The 23,325-nt window shown below is 41.1% G+C and carries 20 protein-coding genes; 16 read left to right on the top strand and 4 right to left on the bottom strand.

Going from position 1 to position 23,325, the window contains the following annotated elements; genetic code table 11:
• The first annotated feature begins 1 nt into the window (after position 1).
• The 16 genes from RCZ04_RS10565 to RCZ04_RS10490 all read left to right on the top strand — a co-directional run bounded on the left by RCZ04_RS10565 (position 2) and on the right by RCZ04_RS10490 (position 15,427).
• A complete protein-coding gene (locus RCZ04_RS10565) occupies positions 2-1,486 on the top strand; it encodes a RagB/SusD family nutrient uptake outer membrane protein (protein ID WP_460486004.1) in 1,485 nt (494 codons plus the stop codon).
• Positions 1,487-2,007: 521 nt separating this feature from the next.
• Positions 2,008-3,036, top strand: a complete 1,029-nt coding sequence (locus RCZ04_RS10560) for a rod shape-determining protein (protein ID WP_460486003.1) — start codon at positions 2,008-2,010, stop codon at positions 3,034-3,036.
• Positions 3,037-3,061: 25 nt separating this feature from the next.
• Positions 3,062-3,898: a rod shape-determining protein MreC gene (gene mreC / locus RCZ04_RS10555; RefSeq protein WP_460486002.1), complete on the top strand. Its 837-nt coding sequence runs from the start codon at positions 3,062-3,064 to the stop codon at positions 3,896-3,898.
• On the top strand, positions 3,895-4,401 hold the full coding sequence (locus RCZ04_RS10550; RefSeq protein WP_460486001.1) for a rod shape-determining protein MreD: 507 nt from the start codon (positions 3,895-3,897) through the stop codon (positions 4,399-4,401). The genes mreC and RCZ04_RS10550 overlap by 4 nt, the downstream gene beginning before the upstream one ends.
• Positions 4,398-6,257: a peptidoglycan D,D-transpeptidase FtsI family protein gene (mrdA, locus tag RCZ04_RS10545; protein WP_460486000.1), complete on the top strand. Its 1,860-nt coding sequence runs from the start codon at positions 4,398-4,400 to the stop codon at positions 6,255-6,257. The genes RCZ04_RS10550 and mrdA overlap by 4 nt, the downstream gene beginning before the upstream one ends.
• A complete protein-coding gene (locus RCZ04_RS10540; RefSeq protein WP_460485999.1) occupies positions 6,257-6,847 on the top strand; it encodes a Maf-like protein in 591 nt (196 codons plus the stop codon). Before mrdA ends, RCZ04_RS10540 begins: the two co-directional genes overlap by 1 nt.
• A 151-nt stretch (positions 6,848-6,998) precedes the next feature.
• Positions 6,999-7,445 carry a bactofilin family protein gene (locus RCZ04_RS10535; protein ID WP_460485998.1) on the top strand — a complete coding sequence of 149 codons (447 nt, stop codon included), beginning with the start codon at positions 6,999-7,001 and terminating at the stop codon, positions 7,443-7,445.
• On the top strand, positions 7,396-7,638 hold the full coding sequence (locus RCZ04_RS10530; protein ID WP_460485997.1) for an AtpZ/AtpI family protein: 243 nt from the start codon (positions 7,396-7,398) through the stop codon (positions 7,636-7,638). Before RCZ04_RS10535 ends, RCZ04_RS10530 begins: the two co-directional genes overlap by 50 nt.
• On the top strand, positions 7,628-8,011 hold the full coding sequence (locus RCZ04_RS10525; RefSeq protein ID WP_460485996.1) for a hypothetical protein: 384 nt from the start codon (positions 7,628-7,630) through the stop codon (positions 8,009-8,011). Before RCZ04_RS10530 ends, RCZ04_RS10525 begins: the two co-directional genes overlap by 11 nt.
• A gap of 889 nt (positions 8,012-8,900) precedes the next feature.
• Positions 8,901-9,242 carry a TM2 domain-containing protein gene (locus RCZ04_RS10520; RefSeq protein WP_460485995.1) on the top strand — a complete coding sequence of 114 codons (342 nt, stop codon included), beginning with the start codon at positions 8,901-8,903 and terminating at the stop codon, positions 9,240-9,242.
• Positions 9,243-9,650, top strand: coding sequence for a DUF2752 domain-containing protein (locus RCZ04_RS10515; RefSeq protein ID WP_460485994.1), 408 nt, complete (start codon positions 9,243-9,245; stop codon positions 9,648-9,650).
• Complete coding sequence (locus RCZ04_RS10510) at positions 9,647-10,081, top strand: hypothetical protein (RefSeq protein WP_460485993.1); 435 nt, start codon at positions 9,647-9,649, stop codon at positions 10,079-10,081. The genes RCZ04_RS10515 and RCZ04_RS10510 overlap by 4 nt, the downstream gene beginning before the upstream one ends.
• Positions 10,078-10,887, top strand: coding sequence for a M48 family metallopeptidase (locus RCZ04_RS10505; protein WP_460485992.1), 810 nt, complete (start codon positions 10,078-10,080; stop codon positions 10,885-10,887). The genes RCZ04_RS10510 and RCZ04_RS10505 overlap by 4 nt, the downstream gene beginning before the upstream one ends.
• A gap of 1 nt (position 10,888) precedes the next feature.
• Positions 10,889-11,299 (top strand): RuvX/YqgF family protein, encoded by a 411-nt coding sequence (gene ruvX / locus RCZ04_RS10500; protein WP_460485991.1) that lies wholly within the window; start codon positions 10,889-10,891, stop codon positions 11,297-11,299.
• Positions 11,300-11,310: 11 nt separating this feature from the next.
• Positions 11,311-13,368, top strand: a complete 2,058-nt coding sequence (locus tag RCZ04_RS10495) for a glycoside hydrolase family 97 protein (protein WP_460485990.1) — start codon at positions 11,311-11,313, stop codon at positions 13,366-13,368.
• Position 13,369: 1 nt separating this feature from the next.
• On the top strand, positions 13,370-15,427 hold the full coding sequence (locus RCZ04_RS10490) for a S9 family peptidase (protein WP_460485989.1): 2,058 nt from the start codon (positions 13,370-13,372) through the stop codon (positions 15,425-15,427).
• Positions 15,428-15,572: 145 nt separating this feature from the next.
• Here the strand turns inward: RCZ04_RS10490 and RCZ04_RS10485 are convergent, their stop codons facing one another.
• From RCZ04_RS10485 to RCZ04_RS10470, 4 genes are read right to left on the bottom strand one after another with little or no spacing between them, the layout of a single operon-like run.
• Entirely contained in the window at positions 15,573-16,742 is a 1,170-nt protein-coding gene (locus tag RCZ04_RS10485) for a DUF1735 and LamG domain-containing protein (protein WP_460485988.1), read from the bottom strand.
• Between the two features lie 17 nt (positions 16,743-16,759).
• Positions 16,760-17,872, bottom strand: coding sequence for an endo-beta-N-acetylglucosaminidase family protein (locus RCZ04_RS10480; protein WP_460485987.1), 1,113 nt, complete (start codon positions 17,870-17,872; stop codon positions 16,760-16,762).
• A gap of 17 nt (positions 17,873-17,889) precedes the next feature.
• A complete protein-coding gene (locus RCZ04_RS10475; RefSeq protein WP_460485986.1) occupies positions 17,890-19,515 on the bottom strand; it encodes a SusD/RagB family nutrient-binding outer membrane lipoprotein in 1,626 nt (541 codons plus the stop codon).
• Positions 19,516-19,535: 20 nt separating this feature from the next.
• On the bottom strand, positions 19,536-22,571 hold the full coding sequence (locus RCZ04_RS10470; RefSeq protein WP_460485985.1) for a SusC/RagA family TonB-linked outer membrane protein: 3,036 nt from the start codon (positions 22,569-22,571) through the stop codon (positions 19,536-19,538).
• Positions 22,572-23,325: the final 754 nt, after the last annotated feature.

The raw sequence follows: 23,325 nt of genomic DNA, 5'->3' as shown, positions 1-23,325 counted from the left end.
GATGAAAATAATAAGCAAAATACTTTTAGTCGCTACAGCTGTAGTAGCCCTTACCAGTTGTGAGGATTTAGACCAAGACCCCTATAACAAACTTTCGACTGAAAACGCTTTTAAGACCGTTGAAAATGCGTCGTACTGGAGCAACGGTTTTTACAAAAAGCTGAGAGATACCATTTATCATTATCAGCGCACAGCACCTGAAACACAATCGGACTTGCTGAATGCGAGTATTGAATATGGTAATATTTACGGAGAAGAACAACAGTGGAAAATTTTGACAGGAAATCAAGACGCGTCGACCCTATGGCAAAAGCAATTTCAAGCACTTGCCAGCATTAACCTATGCATTGAGAAATTTCCTTCGATCCCGACAACATCGGCTGATGAGCGTGAATCGCTCAACCGATATTTAGGAGAAGCCTACGTTTTTAGAGCCTATCACTTTTTTACGTTGGCACAGCGCTTTTGTGCTAAATACGACGATAGCAACAAAAATGTTGCCGAATTGGGCTTGCCTTTAGTACTCACTTATGACCCGAGTGCTTTGCCGAGACGTGCTACCATAGAGGAAACGTACAGTCAAATCCTATCGGATATCAGTCAGGCAGAAACTTTATTAGCCAACAAAGCGGGGTCGATTGGTGCTAATACTTTCACTATTGACGGAGTAAAAGCCTTAAAAGCCCGTGTGCTACTCAGCAAACAAGATTACGCAGGTGCTTATGAGACAGCGAAAACGTTGGTAGACAGCAATCGTTATCCTTTGGTTACTACCCAAGCTGATTTGGAAGCAATGTGGCATAAAGATGCTAAAAACGAATCCATTCTGCAATTGTTTATGGCTACTGATGAAGCTTCTTATGCTTATGATTACGATATATATTTAGGCTATATAGCTGACAAAAAAGCTTATAAAGCTAACTATGTACCTTCAAAATGGGTAGTAGATTTATATGAAGCGAATGACCTTAGAAAGAATGTGTATTTAAATACCGTGAAAGTAGAATACTCTACGGGTACTTTTACAAGTACGCTGGTAAACAAATACCCACAAGGTTTGTATTTAGGGGTGACTAACTACGTGCACGCAGCTAAAGTATTTCGGATAGCAGAGCAGTACCTTATTGCAGCAGAAGCAGCTTATAAAAACGGTGATGAGAATAATGCAAGAACCTATTTGAACAGCTTGCGTACTGCACGAGGGCTTGCCAATGTAACTGCCACTGGCGATGCCCTGTTTACAGCTATTAAAACAGAACGCCTCAGGGAATTAGCCTTTGAGGGATTCCGTTTAGACGACCTCAAACGTTGGGGAGACCCTGTGAGACGGCACGACCCGCAAGATATAGCGTACTTGCAAAGAACTCCCGCAAGTGACTATCAAGAGCTGAACAAGGAAGCTAACCACTATATGTTTACTTGGCCTATTCCTGCTTACGATATACAAACCAATACAAACCTGAAACAGAACACAGGTTATAACTAACGTTTATAAAATGCTCACTGATAAAGTGAGCATTTTTTATTAAGAGTTCTTGCACGGATTACACGAATTACACGAAAAAGTGAGATATAATATACAATGATTTTTAGATTTTAGTAATAAGTAGCTTGGATTATGTGGAGCCCCCGTGCCCCCAAAGGAGGGCAATCCGAAAAAGCTATTGTTTGTTAGGTTTATATATAAGGCTAATCAGGGATAAATTGATTTGTTGATTATAAACCTCCCCCCCGACTCACTTACTCGGCAATTGCCGACAACCCTCAGAGAGGGGGATATAGGGTGCAAAAGCTACAAACACTGTAGATTTGTCGTTGTTTAAGAGGAAGGTATGTTAGGAGAGACGGTGAGAAAAAAGAGGAAAACTCATAAAAAAATCATAAAAATGCAAGAAAATTTGTGTAGGTCAAAAAAAAATCGTAACATTGCACCCGCAAAAAATAGTGTCTACAAAATACTTAAATAACTGATTTATAAGATAAATATATAATAGAAAGAAAAATAATATGGGTTTTTTTGATTTCTTGACAGAAGAAATAGCCATTGACTTGGGTACAGCCAACACCCTGATTATTCACAATGACAGGGTAGTGATTGACAGTCCGTCAATCGTGGCAATGGATAGAACGACAAAGAGAATTATAGCTGTAGGTAGAGAAGCGCGGCTAATGCAAGGGAAAACACACCCTAACATCACCACTATTCGCCCGTTGAAAGACGGGGTAATTGCTGATTTTGATGCCTCAGAGCAAATGATAGGAATGCTGATTAAGAGTATTCCTGCATTGCGCAAGCGCTTTTTCTCGCCTTCATTACGTATGGTAGTGTGCATTCCTTCGGGGATTACCGAGGTGGAAACGCGTGCGGTACGCGAGTCGTGTGAACGTGTGAACGGTAAGGATATTTACCTTGTACACGAACCGATGGCAGCGGCTATTGGTATTGGGCTTGACATTATGCAACCTAAGGGAAATATGATTATTGACATAGGTGGGGGGACTACCGAGATTGCGGTGATAGCCTTAGGGGGTATTGTATGCGACAAGTCGGTAAAAATTGCGGGGGATATCTTCAATTCGGATATTGTACACTATATGCGTACGCAGCACAACCTCTATGTAGGAGAAAGTACGGCTGAAAACATTAAAATCACTGTAGGGGCAGCGACCGAAGATTTGGAGATGCCACCTGATGATATTATGGTACAAGGTCGTGACTTGCTTACTGGCAAGCCTAAACAAGTGCAGGTATCGTACCGTGAGATGGTAAAAGCATTGGATAAGTCGATTTTGCGCATAGAAGATGCAATTATGGAGACGCTTTCGCAAACACCACCAGAATTGGCTGCCGATATTTACAATACGGGTATTTATATGGCAGGAGGAGGTTCTATGCTTCGGGGGTTAGACAGACGTATTTCTATGAAAACTGACCTACCTGTGTACGTAGCTGAAGACCCTTTACGCGCTGTAGTACGTGGTACGGGTATTACCTTAAAGAATATTCATAAATTCAGAAGCATTTTACTTAAGTAAGAGGATAAGAGGTAAAAGGTAAAATATGAACCAAATCATTCAATTTTTTATCAGGTCGAGGGACTTTTTAGTTTTCCTCGCACTGTTTTTATGCGCTATTGGTTTGGTTTTTAACAGCAATTATTACCCACAGAGTGCTTACATAAACTCAGCGAATGCAGTGTCGGGCAGGTTTTACAGTTTTACTGACTACTGGGCACAGTATTTTAGTTTGCGCAGTCAGAACGAAGTGCTTACTGAGGAGAACCGAGCTTTGCGTTCGCAACTGTTACAGATGGAACAGCAAATCCGGAATATATCTCTTGTAGATTCGGTGTCATTTCCTACTACCGATTCACTGAAGTACAAGGTGCTTAAAGCAAATGTGATAAAGAATAGTTTTCGTTTAAAAAACAACTACCTCACTATTGACAAAGGTACGAAAGACGGTGTAAAGCAAGATATGGGAGTGCTTTCACCCCAAGGAGTTGTGGGGATAGTAGAGAACACTTCGGGACGATTTGCTACTGTACAGAGTGTGCTGAATACAAGGTCGGCACTCAATGCAATGGTAAAGCGGACGCAACACTTTGGTTCACTGCGTTGGGACACCCAAGAGGTGAATAAAGTACAACTGTTGGAAGTACCCAATATAGCCCCTATACAGAATGGCGATACCATTGTAACAGGGGGAATGTCGAACATATTCCCTAAAGGAATTCCGATTGGCAGAATCATTCATTTTGAAAAGAGCCAAAAGGATAATACCTACATCATTGATGTAAAGCTATTTGCTGATATGTCGAACCTTGAATATGTGTATATTATTGAAGATAGAGATAGGGCAACCGTTTCTGACTTAGAAAAACAGAACCCAAAATGAGTCACCCCGTAGTAAGAAATATATATTTATTTGTATTCTTAGTGTTGTTGCAGGTACTCATCTTCAACAATGTGGAGTATTGGGGCTATGTAAATCCGATGGTTTACATAGTGTTTATTCTGCTATTGCCCTATCGCGAAAACCGAGTACCTTCATTAGTATCGGCTTTCTTAATAGGGTTGTGTATAGACATATTCTCTAATACAGGAGGGTTGCACACTGCCAGTAGTGTACTCATAGCTTATTTGCGCAATCCGATACTACTAATTGTGTTTGGCAAGAATTTTGAGTATCAAGAATTAGATTTGCTTGCATATCCGTTTACCAAAATTTTTAGCTATACAACCTTGATGGTGATAGTGCATCACACACTATTCTATTTCTTGGAAGTCTTTAATTTTAATCATTTGTTTCTTACAATAGTAAAAATTGTAGGAGCGTCTATCTTCACTATCATTGTTTGTTTGCTATTCATCTATTTGTTTAGTAGAAGTAAGAAATGAGAAAATATCTGTTGCCTATAATCATTCTTTTTGTGGCAGTGGTGTTCTTAGTACGGTTATTCTTCTTACAAGTAATATTTCACGAGGAAAATACAGGAATTGACAACATTGCTATTGAGACGGTATACGATTATCCCGAACGTGGATATATTTACGACCGTAATGGAGAACTATTGGTGTCAAATCAGCCTGCCTATGACGTGATGGTTGTACCCAGCGAGGTGAAAACACTGGATACCTTAGAGCTTTGTGGACTACTTGAAATCAGTAAAGAAGAGTTTACAGAGCGACTCATAAAAGCAAGGGATTATTCGCGCAAGAAACCTTCGGTAATCGTTCACCAACTCTCTAAAGATGATTATGCAGTACTACAAGAAAAACTACGCAAATTCCAAGGGTTTTACATACAAAAGCGTATGCTTCGTAGCTACCTCACCCATAATGCGGGCAATGTATTGGGGTATATTAGCGAGGTGAACGAATGGGAACTGAAAAAGAACCCTTATTACCTTGCGGGAGAACTTATAGGGCGTAGTGGAGTAGAAAAGCAATACGAGGAATTCTTACGAGGTAAAAAAGGCGTACAATTCTTCCAAAAGGACAAACACAATGCTGCTATTGAGCGCTATAAGAACGGTACAATGGATACCTTACCTATTACTGGGCAACCATTACAACTGACCATAGATATAGCTTTACAGGCCTATGGTGAAATGTTGATGCAACACAAACACGGCGGAATAGTAGCTATAGAGCCTAAAACGGGTGAGATTCTTGCTTTAGTATCAGCACCTACCTTTGACCCTGCTTTGCTTGTAGGCCGTGAACGCTCAAAGAACTATACAACCCTTTACAACGATTCGATTGCTAAACCACTTTACGACCGGACACTATTGGCAGAATACCCTCCAGGGTCGCCATTTAAAGTAATAAACGCACTCATAGGTTTACAGGAAGGTGTGATTACCCCAGGTAGTGTATTCAGCTGTGGAGGAGGCTACCGATTTGGAGGACGCATAATGCGTTGCCACTGCGGGCGCAGTGCTAATGACTTATTACACGGGATAGCTTTTTCTTGTAACTCTTATTTTGCAAATACCTATAAGCGAGCTATTGATATGAAGACCCCTTCGGCAGTGGGTATGGACAAATGGAATGCTCACGTACGGAGTTTTGGGTTAGGAGGTTTTTTAGGTGCTGACTTACCGACGGGACGTGCAGGAAAAGTACCTAATACAGCTTTGTATGACAAACAATATGGCAAAGGTCGTTGGAACGGCACAACGAATATCTCTAACGCTATTGGGCAAGGAGAACTGCTCACCACTCCTATACAACTTGCTAATGTGATGGCTGCTATCGCTAATAGAGGTTATTACTATACCCCTCATATTGTAAAAAAAATAGATAATAAAGTTACTCCCTTTGAAGAGTATACCGTTGCTAAACACACTACGATAGCCCCTAAGAACTTTGAGCCTGTGATTAGAGGTATGAATATGGCTTACGAGCAAGGTACAGCACGCCGTACCCAGATTGAAGGTATTAATATCGCTGCTAAAACAGGTACGGCTGAGAACTTTATAAAAGTGAATGGCAAGCGTATGCAACTTACTGACCACTCTATATTCGTAGCTTTTGCTCCTATAGAAGACCCTAAGATTGCTATTGCTGTATTTGTAGAAAACGGGTATTACGGGGCAAGAGTAGCTGCCCCAATAGCCTCACTAATGATTGAAAAATACCTAAAGAGGGAAGTATATCGTTGTGACCTGGAAAAGCAAATGCTTGAAAAGAGTCTTGAAGACGAATATATGAAGCCTTATAGTGGAGTTCCTTTTATTATTAACCGATAATGAAAAAGATTATATTAGCCTCGGGATCTCCTCGCAGACAACAGTTTCTGAAAGAGCTTGACATTCCTTATGAGGTACACCTCAAACCGATAGACGAAACCTACCCTACCGACTTGCAACGGGAGCAAATCACCGATTACCTTGCTGAGCTGAAAGCTACACCCTTTGCTGGTGAAATACCTGCGAATTGTGTGCTTCTCACCTCTGATACTATCGTGTGGCACGAAGGTAAAGCTTTAGGTAAACCGAAAGACGCTACCGATGCCTTTGCGATGTTACGTTCGCTCTCGGGGAAGACTCACGAGGTTATCACTTCGGTATGTTTTACCACCAATGAGAGTCAGCGAACGGAACACTGCATTACTAAAGTAACTTTTAGAGAGCTTACTGATGACGAAATAAACTATTATATCGGGAAGTATGAGCCGTTTGATAAGGCAGGGGCTTATGGCATTCAGGAATGGATTGGGCATATAGGGGTTACCGCTATTGAGGGCTCTTATAACAACGTAATGGGACTGCCAACCCACTTAATTAAAGGGACTAATATAAAAAGAAGTATAAAACAGATAAACTCTGGTAATTTTTAAGAATTACCAGAGTTTTTTATTTGAAAGTAATTAGCTTAAATAATTAAAAAACAATCTTTTAAAAAAATAATAGAAAAAGAATTAGAAAAAAATATTGTAGTTTTAAAATATTTATTGTACTTTTGGGGCTGTATTTTAAATAGAAATACAAATGGCTATATTTAATAAAGAGAGAGATAATAAAAAGATTATTATGGCAGCAGAAAATCCAACAGGAAGTAGCAACCGTATTGTTGCTGAGACAAAATTCAAAGGAGAAATCAATTCAAAATCAGATTTTAGAATTGATGGTGAAGTGGAAGGGACTTTCCAAACTTCAGGAAAATTAGTAGTAGGCAGAACCGGTGTGATAAAAGGCACTGTGATTTGCGAAAACGCCGATATTGAAGGTAAAATAACGGGTACCCTAAAAGTAAGTAGCATTTTAAGTTTAAAATCTACTGCGGTAGTAGAAGGCGAAGTGTATGTAGATAAGCTTTCTATAGAACCAGGAGCGGTATTTAACGTTTCTTGCTCGATGAAAGGGGCTAAAAACAGTTTTACCATCAATGAAAAACCACAAGCACCACTTACAGCCGAAAAACAACCACTTAAATAAGTGGATAACCTTTTCACAAATAGGGCTACAAATGGCTATTACTATAGCCGTTTGTAGCTTTTTTGGTGTTTGGTTAGATGGTAAATTTCCTAATAAGTACTCATTGTGGACAGTGGTATGTTCGCTCTTTGGGGTGTTTGGAGCTATGTATTCGGTGATTAAGAAAGCCCAACAGATGAGCGATGAGGAGTAACATACTTTTGCTGGTAAAATATTTTTTATTGCTTATTGCCGGAGGGGGAGGACTCTTTTGGGTGTATGATTATTGTGTAAATACAAAAGGTATCAGTTTGTATTATTCATTAGACACCCTACTTATCTTCCACTGTGGTTTATCTTTCTTCTTATTTAGTATTATCTTCATTGTAAACAAAAGGCGCAAACCACACACTGCTTTTGCTTTTATGGCAGGTTTTGTACTGCGCTTTATAGCTATCGTACTTTTATCACTTCCATTAGTAAAAATTGTAAGTCCTTCGCCTTTATACGAAATGCTCTTTATTTTATTGCCTTCTTTTTACTTTACAACCGTAGAAGCGGTATTAGCGATTCGGTTGATAAAATAAGTGTGAGCCACACGGGCAGTGCGAGCCGCAGGGGCAGTGCGAGGTCGTAGCACGACGAGCGATTAAAAACTTTAGCAAAGTGTATACCGCTAAAAGTGACATATCAGTGGTTTCGGAAGAAAACGGAAAGGTTCGGAAGATGTTTTTTATCAAAAAGATAAAAGGTAAAAGGTAAAATGGGTATGGTTAGCTTATACAAAGCTTATAGGAAGCTTATACGAATCTTGGACGATTGTTATACAAAGGGTATATAAGTAATTGATTAATACTGTAATACAATAATACTAAAAATGCTAAAAACAGGGTTTCGAGGCGAAAGAAAGAAAAAAGGCAATAGGCATTAGGCCATAGGCATTAGGGGGAGATGCGATGGAAAACCTCCCCCTACCCCCCTCCAAAGGGGGAACTGTAGTGACGGAAAGGCGAAGAAAACATCCCCCCTATTCACTTACTCTGCTCTCGCAGACTACCCTCAAGAGGGGAATGTGGTGGCGGAAAAGTGAGGGATAAACATCCCCCCTGCCCCCTTCAAAGGGGGAGATGCGATGGGAAAAGTGATAGAAAATGAAGAAAACATCCCCCCTATTCACTTACTCGGCAATTGCCGACAACCCTTCAAAGGGGGAGATGCGATGGGAAAGCAAAAAAAACATCCCCCCTACCCCCCTTCAAAGGGGGAGTGTGGTGGCGGAAAGGCGAAGGCAAGGCGATGGTAAGATGAGAGAAAAACAAAGGTTAAGCGGTGTAATTTTATGGGGAAAAACTTGTTTAAGACTGTTTTTGTAAATATGAATTGCAAGTATAACTTTTTTTTTGTTAAAATATTAGGCGGTATGAAAAAAATGGTGTAATATTGCACCATAATTTTAATCTCACAATTTTAAACACTATGGATGCACAAAAAGTGGATATGTTTATCGTGACTAACGGTAAATTTTTTAGACCTGAAATCGTTCCTCAGATTCGTGAAAAGCTTCTTTCTTTGGACGACTCTAAATGGGTAATGCTACAAACGATACAATTTAAAGACCCTACGACTTCGCTTATCATTTCTCTTTTTGCAGGAGCTTGGGGTATTGACCGTTTCTACATTGGTGATGTAGGTATGGGTGTTGGTAAATTGCTCACTTGTGGTGGTTTGGGTATTTGGACAATTGTAGACTGGTTCTTGATTATGGATGCTACAAGAGACAAAAATGCGGAATTATTAGCTTCAGCACTTAGTTACTAATTGACGAATAAACAGTTTTATACTTTCATCACACTCCTATGTCTTGCTAGTTGGGGGTGGCTACTTAGCCACTATGTTTTTCACGGGCAAGACATAGGGGTTACTGCTTGTATCATAAAGAGTGTCACAGGCTACCCCTGTCCGTCGTGTGGTACTACACGGTCGGTTGAGGCGTTTTTTGGGGGGCACTGGGAGGAAGCATTGCTGACCAATCCGCTTGGAATATTGGCATCGGCATTGTTGATTATTATTCCGTTGTGGTTAGTTTATGATTTATGCAGAAAGAAAACTACTTTGTGGCGAGCTTACATAAGGTTTGAACAAGTTTTCAAACGCCCTTATGTGTATATCCCTTTTTTTGTAGTGATAGTACTGAACTGGATTTGGAATATCTATAAAGGTTTATGATAGCAACTAAACAATTAAACGAACGCATCAGCGATGGTGATAAAGAGCGTGCTGCCAATAGCTATGTAATGTCGGTTGTGGCAATTATGGCGGGAATGCCTTTGCCTATCATCAATTTATTGGCTACTGTATTCTTTTTGGTGGCACATCGCAAGGGCTCTTATTTTGTGCGTTGGCACTGCTTTCAATCTTTCGTTTCACAACTCTTCTTATTTTTTGTAAACACCACTACTTTTTGGTGGACGGTTTCGATAGTATTAGGGAGCAATTTAGTGACGAATGCTTATATTGCGTGGCTGATTATAGCATTTATCTTTAATGTTATTGAAATTATAGGCACATTTTATTCTGCTATAAAGATACGCAAGGGTGAGCATTTATCTTGGTGGTTTTACGGCGATATTGTAGATTTAATAGTGAAAAAGCAATGAATAAAGTAATATCAAGGGGTTGTATTTTACTGTGTGTTTTCTTCGGTAGTTGGTTTTTACTACAACAAGTAGACTGGTTGGGGATTTTCAAGATTAACCCGCTCATACGGAATGAATATGTGAAGAAAATAGAAGTGAAGCTGGGAGAAATGATGTTTGAAGACTTCAGGAGTAGGAATTCGGTGGTAGACGATAGCCTTGCGGTAGCGACTATCGACACAATGGTGAGCAAAATATGTGAGGCTAACAACATTGAGCGCGACTCGCTGAAAGTATACTTATTGGATAGTGAAGAGGTAAATGCTTTTGCCTTGCCTAACCGCCAACTGATAATTTACACGGGGCTCATCAAAAAAACGGAAACGCCCGAAGCACTCTGTGGAGTAATAGGGCACGAGTTGGCGCATATTGAAAAGGATCACGTAATGCAGTCGTTAGTAAGAGAAGTGGGGCTTGGAACTCTCTTTGCTATTATTTCGGGGCGGTCAGACCTTTCGATGATTACAGAAGTAGGCAGGATAGCATCGTCGAGTGCTTTTAACCGGAATATGGAAAAAGAAGCCGACCTTGTGGGGCTTACGTATATACAGAATGCTCAGATAGACCCTAAGCCCTTTGCTGAATTTATAGGAGTTATAGATGATGAGCACACACCACCTTCGGCATTTAAATGGGTGAGCACGCACCCTTTTCCGAAGGATAGAAAGGAGTATTTGCTACAAAATATTCGCAAGCAAAAAAGAGCGTACCGACCTGTAATTTCAAGGGATACTTGGGAGACATTTAAGGAGTTTTTGGAAGAATAGAATGAGAATACTCGCTATAGATTACGGAACCAAACGCACGGGCATTGCCGTGACTGACCCATTGCAAATTATTGCCTCGGGGCTCTGCACGGTGGAGACCTCTACCCTACTTGATTTTTTAAAACAATACACCACCGAAGAACCTGTGGAAGCCTTTGTGATTGGAGAGCCTAAACGAATGAACAGCGAGGCGTCGGGGGTGGAAACTGAAATACAGAAGTTTATTAGCAAATTACAAGAGGTTTTCCCCGAAATTTCTATTCATCGGCAAGACGAGCGCTTTACCTCTAAACTCGCCTTCCAAACAATGATTGACAGCGGACTTAAAAAGAAGCAACGCCAGAACAAAGCCCTTGTGGATGAAATCAGCGCTACTATTATCTTGCAGGAGTTTTTATCAGGTAAGAAGTAAGAGATAACAATATGAAAAACATCATTACCACAATCGTAACTTTATGTTGTGCTCCTTTTTTATTAGCACAAACCCTCTCTTCGCCTAACGGGAATCTAAAACTCTTGTTTCGGCTTACCGAAAAGGGGGAACCTACTTACACTTTGACTTTCAAAGGAAAAACGGTAATAGGGGAAAGCACTTTAGGATTTGTCATCAACCAAAAAGAGGACTTTTACAGCCATTTTGAAGTTGCTGGCACACAATTTATTGAAAGCAATACGGTGTGGGAACCTGTATTAGGCGAAAACAAAGAGATACGCGACCACCACAACGAAATGCTGGTACGCCTCACTCAAAAAAACAGCAACCGAGAGTTGCTCTTGCGTTTCCGATTGTTTAACGACGGCTTGGGCTTCCGCTATGAATTCCCGACAGCACCTAACTTCCGCCACTTCAGAATCCAAGAGGAACTCACCGCCTTCCAACTTTCGGGAGACCATAAAACTTTTTGGATTCCCGCTGATTACGACACAAACGAGTTCCCCATCAGCACCTCTCTCCTATCGGATATCCCTCAACTGATTGACAAAGTGCGCGAAGAGCCTTTAGTAGCCAAAGCGCCCACTCCTAACGTAGCGGTACAAACACCACTGATGCTCAAGAGCAAGGACGGTCTGTACATCAATCTGCACGAAGCGGCATTAGTGAATTACGCAGCTATGATGCTCAATGTGGATAGCGAAAATCACCGCTTGTCTGCACACTTAGTACCCGACAAAAATGGGGTAAAGGGCTATATACAAACGGGTAGCGTAAGCCCTTGGCGCACGATAGTAGTGAGCGACGATGCGCGTGACATCTTGGCTTCTAATCTCATTTTGAACCTGAATGAACCTTGCAAAATCGGCGATACTTCCTTTATTCATCCTACCAAATACATAGGCGTGTGGTGGGAGTATTTCACAGGTGGTGGCAGTACTTGGGCATACCCTGCACCTAACGGTCAGCATCACGGGGCTAACACGGCTCACGTAAAGGAATATATTGACTTTGCTGCCAAACACGGCTTTGATGCGGTGCTCGTGGAAGGCTGGAACGAGGGTTGGGAAGACAACTCCGCTTATGAAAAAGAACACATCTACAGTTTTACCAAGGCTTACCCCGATTTTGACGTTCAGGAATTACACCAATACGCAACTGCTAAAGGTGTAAAACTCATTATGCACCACGAAACTACTTCTTCAGTCATTGATTACGAACGACAGTTACACGAGGCTTTTCGCTTTATGAACGACAATGGCTATGACGCTGTAAAAACGGGCTATGTAGGGGCTATCATTCCGCGTAGTGAATACCACGACGGTCAGTGGATGGTAAATCACTACAATTACGTAGCTGAAACGACTGCCAAATATCGCATAATGGTCAATTCGCACGAGGCCGTACGCCCTACGGGTATGAGCCGTACCTTCCCCAACTGGATAGCGCAAGAAAGCGCGCGTGGTACTGAATTTGAATCATTTAACGGCAACCACCCCGACCATACTACGATCCTCCCTTTCACTCGGTTGATGGGCGGTGCAATGGACTATACTCCTGGTATTTTTCAAGGTGATTTGAGCATATACGGCAACAACAAAGCCAAACGTAGCACAACTCTCGCCAAGCAATTAGCCTTGTACGTAACGATGTACAGTCCGCTACAAATGGCAGCCGACCTAATAGAAAACTACGAAAAACACCTTGATGCTTTTCAATTTATCAAGGACGTAGCTGCCGACTGGGATAATACCTATATTTTAGAAGCTGAACCCGGTGATTACATTACCATTGCTCGCAAAGCTAAAGGTAAAAACGAGTGGTTCGTAGGCGCTATTACCGATGAAAACGCCCGCAATGCGGTAATCGACTTTAGTTTCCTCCCCAGAGGCAAAACTTATACCGCTACTCTCTACACCGATGGCAAAACAGCCGATTGGCGTACCAACCCCAACAGTTACAGCATCAAAACGATGAAAGTAAACTACAAAACTCAACTCAAACAACGCCTTGCTCCCAGTGGTGGTTTGGCAATAAGCATTAAATAAAATGACGAAACCCCCGAAAGCTAAACAAATTCCACATATATTCAATGAATTTGGCAACCAGCGTATTGATAATTACTACTGGCTGCGCGAACGCGAAAACCCTGAAGTGATTGCTTACCTGAAAGCTGAAAATGCTTACTATCAGCAACAAACAGCTCATACGAAGCCTCTGCAGGAGGCGCTCTTTGCCGAAATGAAAAGTCGTATCAAGGAGAATGACAGCTCCGTGCCTTACTTTTACAACGACTATTGGTACCAAACGCGCTATGAGGAAGGCAAAGATTATCCCATTTACGTGCGTTTCAAACAAACCCTCGAAGCTCTTGAAGAGGTGCTTTTTGATGGCAATGCAATGGCAAAAGGCAAGGCGTATTTTCATTTGGATAGTTTTGCCGTAAGCGACGACAACCAGTGGGCTGTCTTTGGGGTCGACACCGTATCTCGCCGTCAATACACCTTGCAAATCAAGAACCTCAGCACAGGCGAGGTGCTCCCTTATAAAATCAAAAACACCAGCGGACAAGCGATCTGGGCTGCCGATAACCGCACGATTTTCTACGTGAAGAACAACGTGCAAACCCTGCGCTCTTTCAAAGTATTCCGCCATACTTTGGGCACTGACCCTAAGGACGATGTGCTCGTATTTCACGAAAAAGACGACACTTTTGATGTATTCGTCTACCGCGAAAAATCCCGCAAATACTTGGTAATAGGTAGCGAGAGTACCCTTACCTCCGAATACCAAATCTTGAATGCCAGCACGCCTCACGAGCCTTTCAAAATATTCCAACCTCGCACTCGCGGATTGGAGTACGACATCGCGCATTACAACGAGCATTTTTATATCCTTACCAATAAGGACGGTGCCACTAATTTCAAGCTGATGTGCACCCCCGAAAACGCCACTACCTCAGAACATTGGCAAGAGGTGATTCCTCATCGCCCTGAAGTGCGCCTCAATGATATTGAGATTTTTAAAGATTTTTTGGTAGTAGAAGAAGTCTTTAACGGCTTGGAACGCATACAAATACGCCGCTGGGACGGTAGTGAGATGCATTATTTGCCTTTCAACAGCGAAACCTATACAGCCTATACCACTCAAAACGTGGCTTTTGACACCGAACAATTGCGCTACAACTACCAATCGCTCGCTACGCCTGCCTCTATTGTTGAATACAATATGCGCACCCGTGAAATGCGTGTGCTCAAAGAACAAGAGGTGTTAGGCGGTCAGTTTAGCAAAGAGAATTATGTAGAGGAACGCCTCTGGGCAACCGCCCCCGATGGCGTAAAAGTACCTATTTCACTCGTTTACCGCAAAGGAATAGAACGAAACGGCCAAAATCCTTTATTGCTCTATGGGTATGGCTCGTACGGAGTAACCATCAACCCGTATTTCTCCACTACGCGCCTCAGTTTGTTAGACCGTGGTTTTATCTATGCCATTGCGCATATTCGTGGCGGTGAATACTTAGGTCGCCAGTGGTATGAGGACGGCAAATTGCTGAAAAAGAAAAACACTTTTACCGATTTTATTGCTTGTTCAGAATATCTTATCGCGGAAGGCTACACCTCTTCCGCACATTTATTTGCCGAAGGGGGATCGGCAGGAGGCTTATTGATGGGCGCGGTAGTGAATATAGCACCTCAACTCTACAAGGGCATCATCGCCTCAGTCCCTTTTGTCGATGTAGTAACTACGATGCTCGATGAGAGTATTCCGCTCACCACGGGCGAATACGACGAATGGGGCAACCCTAATGAGGAAGAGTATTACCGTTATATGCTCTCCTACTCGCCTTACGACCAAGTGCGCGCACAGGCCTACCCTGCAATGTACGTGAGCACAGGGCTACACGACTCTCAAGTGCAGTACTGGGAGCCCGCCAAATGGGTAGCCAAACTCCGCGAACTCAAAACCGACGATAATCCTTTGTACTTAGATACCAATATGGAGGCTGGCCACGGCGGTGCCTCAGGCCGATTTGAAGCCCTCAAAGAAACCGCCAAAGAGTACGCTTTTCTTTTAGATAACAGAGAAGTAAATGAAATTACCTAAAGTATAAACCTCACCTTATTTTTAAACAATTTATTTATTTTTTCGTCCTCATATATTTATTGTTTCCTTATTTTTTTTACAAATACCCATAAAAAAACTGTTCAGGAATATTCCTGAACAGTTTTTCATTATTTATAGGTAGCCGTTAATCTTCGGCAGGAGGGAATACAAAGCCACTACCATTATTATTATCAAATGTAGCGCTACTTGGCATATCTAAGTTAGCCCCTGTGCTTGACCAATCCCAAATTTTAGTTTCATCATCGGTGATGGCACCTGTAGCTTGGTCATATTTTTTACCATTCATAGGGTAGTAGAACAACAAGCCATCAGATTTAGGATCGATAGTTTTCCAAGTGTTCTTAGCTATTTCGGCAGCAGGAACAGCTCGTTTCCAGAAACGCACTTCGCGGATGAGTTGGTTTCTACCACTCAACCAGAATCCAGTTACTGAATATTTACCTGTACGGATCTCGCGAGAAGCTACCTCAACTCCATTTACAAATACACGAGTAGTTTTGCCATCATAGCTAAAGCCGAGCATATACCATTTATTAGGTTGTGCTGCAAATTTGTCTTTAGGAACATCAATTTGAGAAGCACCTGTTTTAATTTGTAATTGGTTAGGGTCGATAGTTACGTCGCCGAAACGAGTAAAGATCTCATTGAGAGGTTCACCTTCAGCTTTAGTACCTACGATAGCTTGGTTATTTTGGGTGTAGGCAGAGCGGTTTACCATAACCTCGAGCGTCCATTGATCTACTTCGTGATCGAGAGGGAAGACCTTGGTTACCTCGGGACCTGATCCGTTGATACGCAAAGATTTAGTTACTAACTGTTGCTCTACTAAGATCATAAAAGTATCTTGACCTGCAACAGCAGAGATGCCATTGCCTTGTAATTTTACAGGTAGGGCAAAAGATTTTCCTAAGGGAAATTGGACATTTTTGAGCTGTAGAGACACATTACCTACAGCATCTTGGGCGTTAAAAGTTACCGTTTTATTCACTTCATACATAGAAGTAGGCAACAGTTCATAAGAAGTGCCATTGGCTGTATTATAAGCTTCGAGTTGAGCAGCGTCACCTGTTACAAGGGTAGCTGTTTCGCCTCCGTTAGAAGGTTTTACTAATTTTACAGAGAAATCTCTAACGGTATAGTTAGCATTATCAGCTATAGTAACGGTAAGGCTTTTACCGCCATCTATATAGACTGCTTGACCTGCGCGATGTTCTTTGAGGTCATCATTATACAATTCGTCTTGGCAAGCGATAAAAGTAGAGAATACCGCAATGCTTAATAGTATTTTTTTCATTTTCTATTCGTCTTTAGTTATTGAAAATTGCCAGGGTATTTTTGGTTGCCGTAATAGAGAGCCTTTCTGAGCCATTTGTACTCAGGGGTATTTGCATAGTCATACTCCATATGATAAGTACCTACACCACCGATGCGTTTACCGCTTGGCAAATCTAAAGTAGCGTAATCAAAGATTTGAGTTCCTGGTTTGCCATTAAATTCAGGGTGATTAGCACTTGTGTAACCTGAGACCCCTCCGTTACGCCAAGTTTGCTCAAACTCAACAGTAATGATAGTTTTGCGTTCCCAATCATCTAAATGGGTAGCCGCATTAGAAATTTTTCGAGTTACAGCGGCTGTAGATCTTTCCCAATAAGCTTGATAGATATAATGATCTACCAATTTAGAAGTTTCAGCTGAAAGCCAATAGGGTTCTCCATCCATTACAAGCATACGACCTTTAGGGCGCAAGCGGGCACTTAAGGTTTCAATAAAGACCTGCATAGGTTGGTCACCGTGGATACCATTGATATAATCTACAACAGCAGACAAATCACCTGAGTGACCATATCCTGGTTCATAATCGATATCAAAGCCGTCGAGATTATATTTTTCGATAGTATCGACGATAGCATTGGCATAGGCTTTTACACCTTCATTGAAATTGCCACCACCTTTTTCTTGCACCCAATACTCTAAGCGGTCTTTACCTACAGGGGTAAGAGGGCCTCCGAGGTCTTGTACAATCCAGCAAAGCAAAGCTTTACCACCTTTTACTTCTTGGAAGAATTTGAGGTCGATTTTTTGTTCTTCGGAGAGTTTACCACGGGTACCCCAAAGAGATACAAAGTCTACGCTATCGGGGAGGCAACGGAGGTAGTTTTGAGCATTATCGCCTTTAGCAGTCCAGTTGCCGAACCAACCAAATCCTTTTACGCGAGGTTTAGTGCGATATTCTTCGCGGAGTTTTTTGTAATACTCACGCATATGAGGATTTAAATCGGCTTCGGATTGGGCTTCAATAAGTTTTACGAGCTTTTGTACATCTTGATTTTCAAAAGTGAGTCGCTCGGGTTCTGTCCATTTGCTACAGCCTACTACTGCAAGAAGAGTAATAACTATAGCAGATAATAAGGTATATTTTTTCATTTTCTACGAATTTATTATTAACGTTGTTGAGGTCTGTTAGGGCGTACCCACCACAATTGAGTAGCTCCAGTATCGGCACCTCCTAATAGAGTAGGCACTTCTGATTTAATTTTAGGGTTAGTGATGTAATCAGCACCAGAGTATTTAAAACGTTCTGGAACCCAAGAGGTAGAGCTACCAATACGCGCAGGTGCATTAGTATCTTGGTATTTCATCACCAAAGGATATCCAGTACGGCGGTATTCAGTCCATGCTTCAAAAGCGTTAGGATACATAGCTAAATACTTTTGAGTAATGATTTTTTGTAAGTGTACCTCATCGGTGCCGGCACCATCGTTCCAACTTGGAGAAACGTTATTGGTAGAAAGGTCATAGTTATAAGCTGAATCATACCAATATCTCGAAAGGATAGCAGGAGTATCGGTGCTTGTAAGGTAATTAGAAGGCATTGCAACACCCATTTCTTGGAAAGACATACGGATACCGTCTTCATAGAAACCTTGTGCTTGAGAGCTTGAAAGACCACCTAAGTTATAGAGGGCAGCTTCAGCTTTGAGGAATAGCACCTCGGAGGTACGCATCCAGTACAAAGGTGAACTATCATTCACATTAGGTATAGAAGCATACATAGCAGTATTAGCAGCTGTAAGTTTAGGAAGGTTTGAGGTAGGAGCTACCCCATAGTAGTCTTCGGTATTGTTATAAGTACCTTTTTTGAAGAGCACATCGATACGAGGGTCATTATATCCTTTGAAGTAAGACCATATAGTGAGTCCCATACGAGTTTCGTTATAATCGATAGTAGCGATGATAGAGTTTTTGAGGGGTTGGATAGGAGTACTACCTATTTTAGCCTCATCGGAAGCGTCGGTCATCACGCCGTGTGCTAAGGCTTTAGCAATATAAGTATTGGCTAAAGCAGCGTCTTTGAAGTGAGAACGCACGGCCATACGAAGCATTAGAGAGCTAGCAAATTTTTTCCATTTAGGGATGCTTCCGCTGTAAATCACATCGTAGTCGCTCAATACAGTAGTACCATTACCAAGGGTAGTAATGCACTCATCTAATTCGGCGAGCATAATTCTATAGATATCTTCTTGTTTATCAAGAGAAGGGGTAAGTTCTCCATTGCCTGCGCGGGTGTATACTATAGGACCAAATGCATCAGTAGCGCGCAACCAAGCAGTAATTTTGATGATATTAGCCAAAGCATAGGCTCTTTTTTGTTGCAAATTATCGGTATTACCGATAGCATTTTTGATAGATTTCCATTCGGTAAACAGGTTTGAATAGAGCACTTCATTAGCATACTTCATACGACCATCGGTAAAATTCCAAGAAGCTTCAGTATTAAAATTCCAGTTGTTATTCATTCCAAAATAACCGATATAGGCACCTGATGACATAATATCGGAGACTGCTAAATCATTACCAGGCCTTGTAGTTTCGGAAGGCGCTCCAATGCGTATTACGAATTGTTGCATTTTAAGGAAGCTATTGCCGTAGCTTATCACTCCGCCTTGTTCTAACTGTTCTTCGGTCACACCATAAACGTTAGTATTGATATCTTCATAGTCGCGAGTACAGCTAGAGACGCTGATGAGACCTACGAGCATCAATGTATGTATGATTATTTTTTTCATTGTTTTAATTTTTTAAGTGATTAAAAAGCCATTTTTATGCTTAGTCCATAGCCTCTTAAGCTAGGAAGCATCCAGTTATCATAGCCTTGACCAGTGATACCAGTAGTAGCGGTAAGTTCAGGGTCATAAGGAGCTTTATTATAGATCATCCAGAGGTTGTTACCTATAAGAGAAATGCTAAGGCTTGAAAGCGATTTACCGAGTTGTTCTTTATTAAATGTATAGGTAAGAGCTACTTCTTGTAGACGTACATTGGTAGCGGAATACACATAGTAAGAGTTCATATCTTCGGTAATGGCGCGATAGTAGGTTTCAGGATTTACGCGGAAATTACCCATTTGTACATATCCGAGGTCGCGAGCGTCGGCGGTAGCTTTAGATACGCCGTAGCGGTCTAACCATTTTTGAGTTTCGGAGATGACAATACCGCCAAGACGAGCTTTGAACAAGAAGTTCAAGGACAAGTTTTTGTAGCCTACATTACCGCTCCAACCAAAAGTCCAATCGGGGTTTACAGAGCCCAATTTATAAGGATCGGTATTTTCGGTAAGGAGGGTACCATTGGAGTAGTCTACCAAACCATTAGCATCACGCAAGATGCGTTTGTTATCATAGATGTCACCTAAACCACCTCCTTCACGCAAGCGGAAACGACCTACTTGGATTTCGGAGAAGTCAAGTGTTTGAGAAGGGTCGAGAGGGTTTTGTACTTTAGAACCTAACTCGATAATTTTATTGCGGTTTGCGGTAGCTGTAATGTTAGTAGCAAATTTAAAACCGTTTTCAAGTTCTTTGTTATATCCTAAAGTAGCTTCGATACCACGGTTTTGGATATTACCCGCTTGCAAGAACATATATCTATATCCAGAAGTACTTGAAAGAGTTTGTTTCAACAATTGGTTATAGGTATTAGAGTGATAGAGAGTAACATCAAGATTCAAACTATTTTTAAACCAACGAGTATTCAACCCAATTTCATAAGAACGAGTGCGTTCAGCTTTGAAATCAGGAAGTGGATAATACTCATAAGCACTAGGTGTACCTCCTTTAAGCTCACGTGTTTGTGTGCCAGGGGTAAGTCCTGTAAAGGCAATAGGAGAACCTACTTCGGTGTATGAAGCGCGAAGTTTTGCAAAGCTCAACACAGGATATAGTTTTTGGCGTTGTTCAGTAGGTAACATTTCAGTAATTACACCAGAAAGACCTACTGAAGGATAGAAGATAGCTTCTTCTTTACTGTTCACAAGTTGTGAAGGCCAGTCGGTGCGACCTGTAAGAGTAAGGTATACTAAAGATTTCCAACCCAACTCAGCAGAAGCAAATACAGCAATGTTACGTTTGCGACTGTCACCACCAGTTTCTGAAGGTCCGGCATTGTTAGGGTCTATATTCGTGTAAGTAAACTTGTTTGCTAATCGCAATAAGTGTCCACCATAACCACGTCCTTTGGTGTCGTAATCCTCGAAAGAAGAACCTATGTTGGCCATCAAACTGTAATCTTGACCAAAAGTGGTGTTGTAGTTTGCCATAATATCTACATACTTTTGGCGGAAAGTTTCTTGAAAGTAATTGTAGAAACCTTTTTCTTTAGCGAATGTACTAATAGTAGAAGCGTAACGTTTGTCTTCTCTTTCAGTATAGGTGTTGTCTAAACGGAAACGAGTAGCCACGTTCAATTCTTTGGTGATGTTATATTTCAATTGACCCGAGAACATATAGCGATCTCTTGTAAGGGGGCGGACGTTACGGTAAGCAATCCAGTAAGGGTTTTGAATATTATTACCTAAATCGCCAGGTGACCAATACTGTTTGTTATAACCTGCGTCTACATCATAACGTTCAAAGTATTTTTCTTGCTCAAAATTACTACCACGAGGATAGAGGTATAGACCTACGATAGGATTAAAATAAGTACCATATCCACCCATATTGCGCTCATACTGACGGATATAGTTAGCACTTAGGTCTAATTCTAACTTATCATCTAAGAAAGAAGAGGTGTTGCGGATAGCCATATTATAGCGATGATAAGTACTATTAGGTACAATACCATCGGATTGAATATGTGAAGCTGAAGCAAAGGTTTGATTGTTCTTATTTCCTACAGAAAGATTAATGGCGTTGTTGAGCGTCATACCTGTCTTGAAAAAATCTTTAGGGTCAAAAGAAGAAGGAGTTGCCAATTTCTCACCCCAAGAGGTATAATCGCCGGTTTTATTGCCATAGGTATTTTGGAACTCAGGCATCATAAGAGGCGTATTGAGTTCTACAGAAGAAGAGAGGTTTACTTTTAGTTTACCTTCTTGACCTTTTTTAGTATTGATAAGGATTACCCCATTGGCAGCAGCGGCACCATAGAGGGCAGCAGCCGAAGGACCTGTAAGTACGTTGATACTTTCGATGTCTTCAGAGTTAAAGTCGGCAATACCTTCACCCGTAGAGCGTCCTCCAAAACCAGAACCATCGCCACTTCTATCAGCTTGGTTACCAATAGGCACCCCGTCGATTACGTAAAGCACATTATTTTCACCACTGATAGACTTAGCTCCACGCATAACAACTTTGGTAGCTCCTCCTACACCGGCAGCACTACGCTGAATGTCTACCCCAGCTACTTTACCACTGAGGCTGTTCACAAAGTTAGCGTCTTTTACTTTGGTAAGCTCTTCCGACTTCACCTGTTGTACGCTATAGCTTAGCGCCTTTTCTTGACGCTTGATACCCAAAGCGGTTACCACTACCTCGCCAAGTTGCTGTGCCTCTTCTTGCAACACTACATCTAAGGTAAGAGTACCACTTGCTTTAGTAACCTTTCTTTGTAAAGTACTATACCCCAAGAAGCTGTACTCAATAGTTTCATTGGCAGCTGCTTGCAGTTCATACTTCCCATCAAAGTCAGTCGATACACCTCGTGTTGTACCTTTAATTACAACACTCACACCTGGCAGTGGCACACCGTCACTGCCTGTAACTGTACCAGTTACTTTCGTTTGTGCCATTAGCGCTCCGCTAAACAATGCAAAAACGAACATTAGCATTGATATTTTTACTTTCATTACTTTATTGAATAAATTAATTTGGGCGCAAAATTAGGAATATTTTAACACAAGGCAAATTTTCTACACTACTTTTTTTCTATTTTTCTTACTTTTATTTCTTTAAAAAACACATATCATTGATAATCAAACGAAATCAACACTACTAAATTTATATTTTTCTCTATTAAAATTCTCCAAAGATTAAAAATAAATCCCTTTTTTGAACTCTTTTATTAAAGAGTTTTATCTCTTCTAAGGTTATTTTTTAAATCTATTTAATTACTACACACATAATAGTACTTACATTAAAATAAAAAAGCACTTAAAACCAATTTATCATTCTTAATATTTCCTTAAAACAAGTGTTAAAATCAGCTTAACTTACTCTTTACATCGCTATTCTCCCCTTTCAGAGATCACCGGTATTTGTCGAATGAGTAAATAGACAAATGTTTCTAATATCTTCTATATTTACTTTATCACTCTTTATCCTTCGTTCATTGATTATCTGCCTATTTGGTTTGCACCGCTATTTGTTAGTTCAGCATTCGTTTATGTATAAACTTTGCCAAAGTTTAAAACTTTGGCAAAGTTGAAATCCTCTTAATAATCATCTTTTTTATCTCTAACTTATCTTCATTCTTCCCCTATTTTTTGTTCGCCTTACCTTCGTCGTTGAGCCACTGTTGAGCCACTCATCCTTCATCTTAGATTCATCTTAACTTCAAATAAGCCTTGATTATCAATTATATGTCCTGTCCTAAAAAAGGTT

This window comes from Capnocytophaga sp. HP1101 (assembly GCF_054772415.1).
This window is presented reverse-complemented; position numbering and strand designations above follow the sequence as displayed.

Excerpts from the sequence above, each read along its gene's own strand:
- RCZ04_RS10510 (WP_460485993.1), top strand. The coding sequence starts at position 9,647 with ATGATAGCAACTAAACAATTAAACGAACGCATCAGCGATGGTGATAAA.
- RCZ04_RS10480 (WP_460485987.1), bottom strand. The coding sequence starts at position 17,872 with ATGAAAAAATATACCTTATTATCTGCTATAGTTATTACTCTTCTTGCA.
- ruvX (WP_460485991.1), top strand. The coding sequence starts at position 10,889 with ATGAGAATACTCGCTATAGATTACGGAACCAAACGCACGGGCATTGCC.
- mrdA (WP_460486000.1), top strand. The coding sequence starts at position 4,398 with ATGAGAAAATATCTGTTGCCTATAATCATTCTTTTTGTGGCAGTGGTG.
- RCZ04_RS10550 (WP_460486001.1), top strand. The coding sequence starts at position 3,895 with ATGAGTCACCCCGTAGTAAGAAATATATATTTATTTGTATTCTTAGTG.
- RCZ04_RS10490 (WP_460485989.1), top strand. The coding sequence starts at position 13,370 with ATGACGAAACCCCCGAAAGCTAAACAAATTCCACATATATTCAATGAA.
- RCZ04_RS10495 (WP_460485990.1), top strand. The coding sequence starts at position 11,311 with ATGAAAAACATCATTACCACAATCGTAACTTTATGTTGTGCTCCTTTT.
- RCZ04_RS10505 (WP_460485992.1), top strand. The coding sequence starts at position 10,078 with ATGAATAAAGTAATATCAAGGGGTTGTATTTTACTGTGTGTTTTCTTC.
- RCZ04_RS10470 (WP_460485985.1), bottom strand. The coding sequence starts at position 22,571 with ATGAAAGTAAAAATATCAATGCTAATGTTCGTTTTTGCATTGTTTAGC.
- mreC (WP_460486002.1), top strand. The coding sequence starts at position 3,062 with ATGAACCAAATCATTCAATTTTTTATCAGGTCGAGGGACTTTTTAGTT.
- RCZ04_RS10475 (WP_460485986.1), bottom strand. The coding sequence starts at position 19,515 with ATGAAAAAAATAATCATACATACATTGATGCTCGTAGGTCTCATCAGC.
- RCZ04_RS10560 (WP_460486003.1), top strand. The coding sequence starts at position 2,008 with ATGGGTTTTTTTGATTTCTTGACAGAAGAAATAGCCATTGACTTGGGT.
- RCZ04_RS10540 (WP_460485999.1), top strand. The coding sequence starts at position 6,257 with ATGAAAAAGATTATATTAGCCTCGGGATCTCCTCGCAGACAACAGTTT.
- RCZ04_RS10565 (WP_460486004.1), top strand. The coding sequence starts at position 2 with ATGAAAATAATAAGCAAAATACTTTTAGTCGCTACAGCTGTAGTAGCC.
- RCZ04_RS10520 (WP_460485995.1), top strand. The coding sequence starts at position 8,901 with ATGGATGCACAAAAAGTGGATATGTTTATCGTGACTAACGGTAAATTT.
- RCZ04_RS10485 (WP_460485988.1), bottom strand. The coding sequence starts at position 16,742 with ATGAAAAAAATACTATTAAGCATTGCGGTATTCTCTACTTTTATCGCT.
- RCZ04_RS10530 (WP_460485997.1), top strand. The coding sequence starts at position 7,396 with ATGAAAAACCACAAGCACCACTTACAGCCGAAAAACAACCACTTAAAT.
- RCZ04_RS10525 (WP_460485996.1), top strand. The coding sequence starts at position 7,628 with ATGAGGAGTAACATACTTTTGCTGGTAAAATATTTTTTATTGCTTATT.
- RCZ04_RS10535 (WP_460485998.1), top strand. The coding sequence starts at position 6,999 with ATGGCTATATTTAATAAAGAGAGAGATAATAAAAAGATTATTATGGCA.